Origin of the sequence: Microcystis sp. M_QC_C_20170808_M9Col (assembly GCF_007095495.1) — a bacterium.
Classification (GTDB): domain Bacteria; phylum Cyanobacteriota; class Cyanobacteriia; order Cyanobacteriales; family Microcystaceae; genus Microcystis; species Microcystis aeruginosa.
In genome coordinates, this window is sequence record NZ_SFBZ01000093.1 from 1 (window position 1) to 5,035 (window position 5,035).

Sequence of the window (5,035 nt, forward strand, 5' to 3'; positions counted from 1 at the left end):
AGACGAAAAACTTTACAAGTTATTAGAGGCTTACAAAATAATCCCCAAATCTTAGTTATACCTCAAACTCATCAGACGTTCCAATCAGGATTAGATTTATATCAAAATCGTCCAGATAAGGATTACAGCTTAACAGATTGTATATCCATGCAAACAATGCGCCAAATGAATATAAATGAAATTCTTACCCACGATAAGCATTTTACACAAGAAGGATTTTTCATTTTATTTCAAAATATAGAGTTACATTAGATTTGAGAAAACGACTACTAGGAGACAATCATCCCGATGTGGCAACTTCCCTCAACAATTTAGTACATTTGTGCTATTGTCAAGGCAGATACTCAGAAGCGGAACCTTTCTATCTAGAAGCGATTAATATTTTCAGAGAAGGATTAGGGGAAAATCACCCCCATACTCAAACCGTTTATCAGAATTATCTGAGGATGCTGTCTTAACTATGATTGGAATGATTGAATGATGAACTATGATTAGGGAGCTAGTGAAGAGTAGATTAGAGATGAAGATTGATTGAATGAACCAATCCTAGTCAATCACATAATCACATCAATCATAGTTAAGACCATTGGAAAATAGGGTTTGCAGGCGCACGGATTTTCCATTATGAATATAATATCATGTCAAGTCGCCTTTGTCAAGAGAAAATTTAACAACATCCAGAAAAACGTAGTGGACTGTTTCAGCTAAAATAGGGCAATAGATTTCGGCTTAAAGTCTTAGATTATAGAATTTATAGCATTTTTCTAATACACCAAATTAGCTGAAACAATCCAGTAGGGTGCGTTAGACGGCCAAAATTTCCGCTTTAACTTCAAGCTAACAATCCGTCCTAACGCACCACCTATCATCGACTATAATTGAATTAATCACTGCTCACTGATTACTGCTCACTGATAACTGATTACTGATAACCGATAAAGCTATGACACTCAAAGAACAACTTATTAAAGAAATCGAGCAGACACCTGACACCCTTTTGACTCAATTACTTGACTTTTTGCTCTTTATCAAAGAACGACATACTGAAATAGAAATTACAGAAGAAGAACAAGCTAACATAATAGCTTCTGAATCAGCTTATCAAGCAGGAGACTATCTAACCCTCGAAGAATATGAGGCAACTCAAGCGTGAACTAGAGAGTTATTATTCCGAAACCCGTTCAAAAACAACTAAACAACTTACCCAAACAACAACGCAAACGCCTAATTACTGCCATTCGACTACTTACCGATACACCTCGCCCTAGCGGAGTCAAGAAACTCAGGCTCTTCGGTTTGTGTTATGCAATGGAGGGGAGTTATAAGGGATGGAACCCTTATATAGAAAGGCATTTAGCTATTTTTGTCAATTGTTTTTTATCTAGAGCGAACTAATCAATTAAGAAACTCAAAGGATATGATGATACCTACCGAATTAGAATAGGGGATTATCGCATCATTTACAAAATTCAAGATAAAGAAATGCTGATTATCATATTGAGTAGTATTCATCGCCAAGATGCTTATTGAGCCTCTGTAACATCTTCCTTCAACAATTTAGCATTATTATATTATTGCCAAGTAAGGTACAAATCAGCTAAAAATGTTAAGAAAGCGGGGTAATTTTTCTCTATTCCCCCGCCGGAGCAAGTGAATAATTAATCGGGCAATTTATACTGTTCCACAATCTTTTTAGCATATTCAGGAACATGAGCCGCTAATTTTTTAGGATAATTACGTTTAACATAAAGGTAATTACGGGTAAAGTGAGAATCGATGGAAAAGCGAGCATATTCTAAACCTTTAGGCCCGATTTTTTCAATTACTACTCCCATCATTTTTGCCGCCCACATAGGTAAAGTTACACCTTTATCGTAGGCGGGAATGCTATTTTGTACCGCCTGTTTTCTATCACCACTAGACATAACATCTTGGGTATCTAATTGGTCTTTAACTAACTCTAACATTTCCTTGCCCGTATCATTACGAACGACAATCCATTGCCAGCCAAAAGGTGCGCCCATATAGCCCACAACTAAATCGGCAAGGGAGTTAACATAATCAAAACAAGTCATACAGGAAGGGGCAAAAACATCCTTTAATTTATTAGTCTTTAAGCCAAAAAAGGGAACCATTTCCATCGAGCCATCTTCGTGTTTAAAGTGTACCCGAAAATCCTGCATAAATTCGTAATGAACCACGGTTTCTGGGGAACGACTGGTAGTTTCTAGAAACTTTTGCAGTCCTGAGCGGGTGACATTATCGACGCAGGGAGTTCCTAAGACATATAACTTTTCCAAGCCTAATTTTTTTTCTACTGCTCTTAGGGCTTGAATTTGACAACCAACTCCGATAACTAATAACCGTTTCATGCCTGATTTTTCAATTTCTTCTAGGACTGATAAATTGGGAGAAAGAGTCGGTTTATTAACTTTAGCGGCGAGAATTTCTTCGGTGGTACGGGCGAGAATCGGTTGCGGTTGAAAGCGATCCTCGGCGGTATTCTGCACACAAACCACCCCTTCTACTAAACCACGATTGAGCATTTCACAGGCAATTGTGCTGACAATTCCTGTCCATTGCGCCCCGGGAATAGCTTGTTTTTTCTTGGCAGCCATCATCTCTTGATGAACGCCAAAATAGAGATCATTTTCCTGATTTAGATCGCGACTTTTGCCGTGTGCTTCTGCTTCTAAATCGGCGATTTGTTGATTGAGAAAAGCACAAGCTTCTTTAACGTAGTGAATATAATAAGTGTCACAAAGTCCGCACTCGCTACACAATTCTTTGGCAGGACGACGACTATTGGGCTTGAGGGCTTTGGCTTTGAGGTGTGGCGCAAGCGAGTTCATAATCTTAAAAGGCAACTAGGTCAAGGGTTTTTTTCTATCGATCGTTTACCTTACCGCATTCCATCACTTTGTTAGCAATCTTTTTAAAGAAATGTAACGATTACCCGGAATAGGATCAGAGCAAAGCTTCTAAGGTGGCGACGACGGAAGCCGCTAAAGTTTCTAAATCATAACCGCCTTCTAAGCCGAAAAGCAGCGGTTTCTTGAGAGTTAAGAGGTATTTGGTTAAAATTCCATAATCTTGTGGGTGTAAACAAATTCCCGCCAGAGGATCCGCTTGATTGGCATCATATCCAGCACTAACAATCACTAAATCCGGTTGAAAATTTTTCAGAAAAGGTATGACTTGCCCCTCAAAATGTTCTTGATAATCTTTAATGGTACTTCCCGCCAGTAAGGGAATATTCAAAACATTATTAAACTCACCTTTTTCTCTCGCTTCTCCCGTGCCGGGATAAAAGGGGAATTGATGAAGGGAACAATAGGCAATCTGGGGATGATTTTCGACTATATCCTGGGTGCCATTGCCGTGATGCACGTCCCAATCGAGAATCGCTACTTTTTGCACTCTTTTGTTTTCTAAAGCATAATAAGCGGCAATAGCAGCATTAGAAAACAGACAGAAACCCATGCCATAATTAGAAGTGGCATGATGCCCGGGAGGACGGGCTAAAATAAAGGCAGGATCGCCGGTGGATAAGACTCGATCTACCCCATCTAACCAGCCACTAACCGCTAGTAACGCCACATCGTAACTACGGGCAGAAACGGGAGTATCTGCATCCAATCTTCCCCCACCCTGTTGACAAATTCGCCGCAATATATCAACATAATCTTGATTATGAACTTGTTTGATCAAAGGGAGTACTTCGTCGCGAATTTCGAGCGGTGTCGGTAAATGCCATGTTAATTTTGACTGCCATTCTGTTTGTTTTAAAGCCTCGACAATTGCCGTTAAACGCGCCGCTTTTTCGGGATGGTAAATACCTGTATCGTGATCGAGAAATTCATCGGAATAGATAATCGAGATCATAATCAAATTACTGCTTAACTCGTTGATTTTTGAGCAACCCAATGGTTTTAATCTACCAGAAAAGCAGCGGCTTGAGCGGCTATAGTGAAAAAACTTTACTGATTGGGTCACTTTTGCCAGATGATGCAATTATCTTTCCCCAAGGTGACAGGAAGCAAAAATGCTGACAAATTTTCGGAAATTTCAGCTAGAAGTTAATGGCATTACTATCAATGGTATCAAAGGTGGGCGCGGTTTTCCGCTGCTGTTGCTCCATGGTTATCCCCAAACCCATCAAATGTGGCATAAAATCGCCCCCCGATTAGCGGCTAATTTTACAGTGATCGCCACGGATCTCCGCGGCTACGGGGATAGCGATAAACCCTTACCCCTAGAGGATTCTAGCAATTACTGCAAGCGGGTGATGGCCCTCGATCAGGTGTTGCTGATGGAAAAATTTGGTTATCAGGAGTTTTATCTAATCGGCCACGATCGAGGGGCGCGAGTTTCCCACCGTCTCGCCCTTGATTTTCCAGAAAAGGTCAAAAAAATCGTTTTACTCGATATAGCACCAACGATGGCGATGTACGAAGCGACTGATAAAACTTTTGCCACTGCCTACTATCATTGGTTTTTCTTGATTCAGCCTTCCCCTTTTCCCGAAACCCTGATCGCCGCTAATCCCGATTATTATCTTCAACATTGCTTGCAAAGTTGGGGGCGAGATTTTAGCGCTTTTACAGAGGAAGCTTTGGGGGAATATCAGCGTTGTTTTCGAGATTTAAGGACGATAACCGCCACTTGTGCCGATTATCGGGCCGCCGCTACCATCGATTTAGAGCATGATCGTCAGGATTTAGACCGGAAAATTTCCTCTCCCCTCTTGGTTCTTTGGGGAAAAAAAGGTTTCATTGCACGTCAATACGATGTGATCGCTCTTTGGCAGCAGCGAGCTAATCAAGTCACGGGACAGGCGATCGCCAGCGGTCATTTTTTACCAGAAGAAGCACCAAAAGAGACGGGACAGGCGATCGAGGATTTTCTTCGCTAAGTAGGGTTAGCTGAATAAATCTAAAAACCTTGTTGGGTAAGACTTTTAGACTTTTTGTCAATCAAAAAGTACCAGATATGGGAGTGGTCGGGGGGAAAATCCCTGGACTTTTTCCCTGAA

Annotated in this window: 6 protein-coding genes and 2 pseudogenes; 6 read left to right on the top strand and 2 right to left on the bottom strand. The window is 40.8% G+C overall.

Going from position 1 to position 5,035, the window contains the following annotated elements:
- The 5 genes and pseudogenes from EWV68_RS06045 to EWV68_RS06065 all read left to right on the top strand — a co-directional run.
- Positions 1-252: type II toxin-antitoxin system VapC family toxin (locus EWV68_RS06045; protein ID WP_502705785.1), on the top strand; the 252-nt coding region annotated here is incomplete at its 5' end.
- Positions 253-254: 2 nt separating this feature from the next.
- Complete coding sequence (locus EWV68_RS06050; protein WP_287169178.1) at positions 255-458, top strand: tetratricopeptide repeat protein; 204 nt, start codon at positions 255-257, stop codon at positions 456-458.
- Between the two features lie 485 nt (positions 459-943).
- On the top strand, positions 944-1,153 hold the full coding sequence (locus EWV68_RS06055) for a hypothetical protein (protein WP_002738788.1): 210 nt from the start codon (positions 944-946) through the stop codon (positions 1,151-1,153).
- A gap of 11 nt (positions 1,154-1,164) precedes the next feature.
- Positions 1,165-1,275 (top strand): annotated as a pseudogene (locus EWV68_RS22050) (type II toxin-antitoxin system RelE family toxin); the annotation flags it as partial.
- Between the two features lie 126 nt (positions 1,276-1,401).
- Positions 1,402-1,530: pseudogene (locus EWV68_RS06065) on the top strand (type II toxin-antitoxin system RelE family toxin); the annotation flags it as partial.
- A 128-nt stretch (positions 1,531-1,658) separates the two neighbouring features.
- On the opposite strand, the gene EWV68_RS06070 reads toward EWV68_RS06065, so the two are convergent.
- Both EWV68_RS06070 and EWV68_RS06075 read right to left on the bottom strand, forming a co-directional pair.
- Entirely contained in the window at positions 1,659-2,852 is a 1,194-nt protein-coding gene (locus tag EWV68_RS06070; protein ID WP_287169180.1) for a Coenzyme F420 hydrogenase/dehydrogenase, beta subunit C-terminal domain, read from the bottom strand.
- Between the two features lie 115 nt (positions 2,853-2,967).
- Complete coding sequence (locus EWV68_RS06075; protein WP_061433372.1) at positions 2,968-3,885, bottom strand: histone deacetylase family protein; 918 nt, start codon at positions 3,883-3,885, stop codon at positions 2,968-2,970.
- A 160-nt stretch (positions 3,886-4,045) separates the two neighbouring features.
- Here EWV68_RS06075 and EWV68_RS06080 point away from each other — a divergent pair, with 160 nt between their 5' ends.
- Positions 4,046-4,915, top strand: a complete 870-nt coding sequence (locus tag EWV68_RS06080) for an alpha/beta fold hydrolase (RefSeq protein WP_287169182.1) — start codon at positions 4,046-4,048, stop codon at positions 4,913-4,915.
- The last annotated feature ends 120 nt before the right edge of the window (positions 4,916-5,035 follow it).

Bases quoted from the DNA above. Each gene is read 5' to 3' on its own strand.
- EWV68_RS06055 (WP_002738788.1), top strand. From the start codon at position 944: ATGACACTCAAAGAACAACTTATTAAAGAAATCGAGCAGACACCTGAC.
- EWV68_RS06070 (WP_287169180.1), bottom strand. From the start codon at position 2,852: ATGAACTCGCTTGCGCCACACCTCAAAGCCAAAGCCCTCAAGCCCAAT.
- EWV68_RS06075 (WP_061433372.1), bottom strand. From the start codon at position 3,885: ATGATCTCGATTATCTATTCCGATGAATTTCTCGATCACGATACAGGT.
- EWV68_RS06080 (WP_287169182.1), top strand. From the start codon at position 4,046: ATGCTGACAAATTTTCGGAAATTTCAGCTAGAAGTTAATGGCATTACT.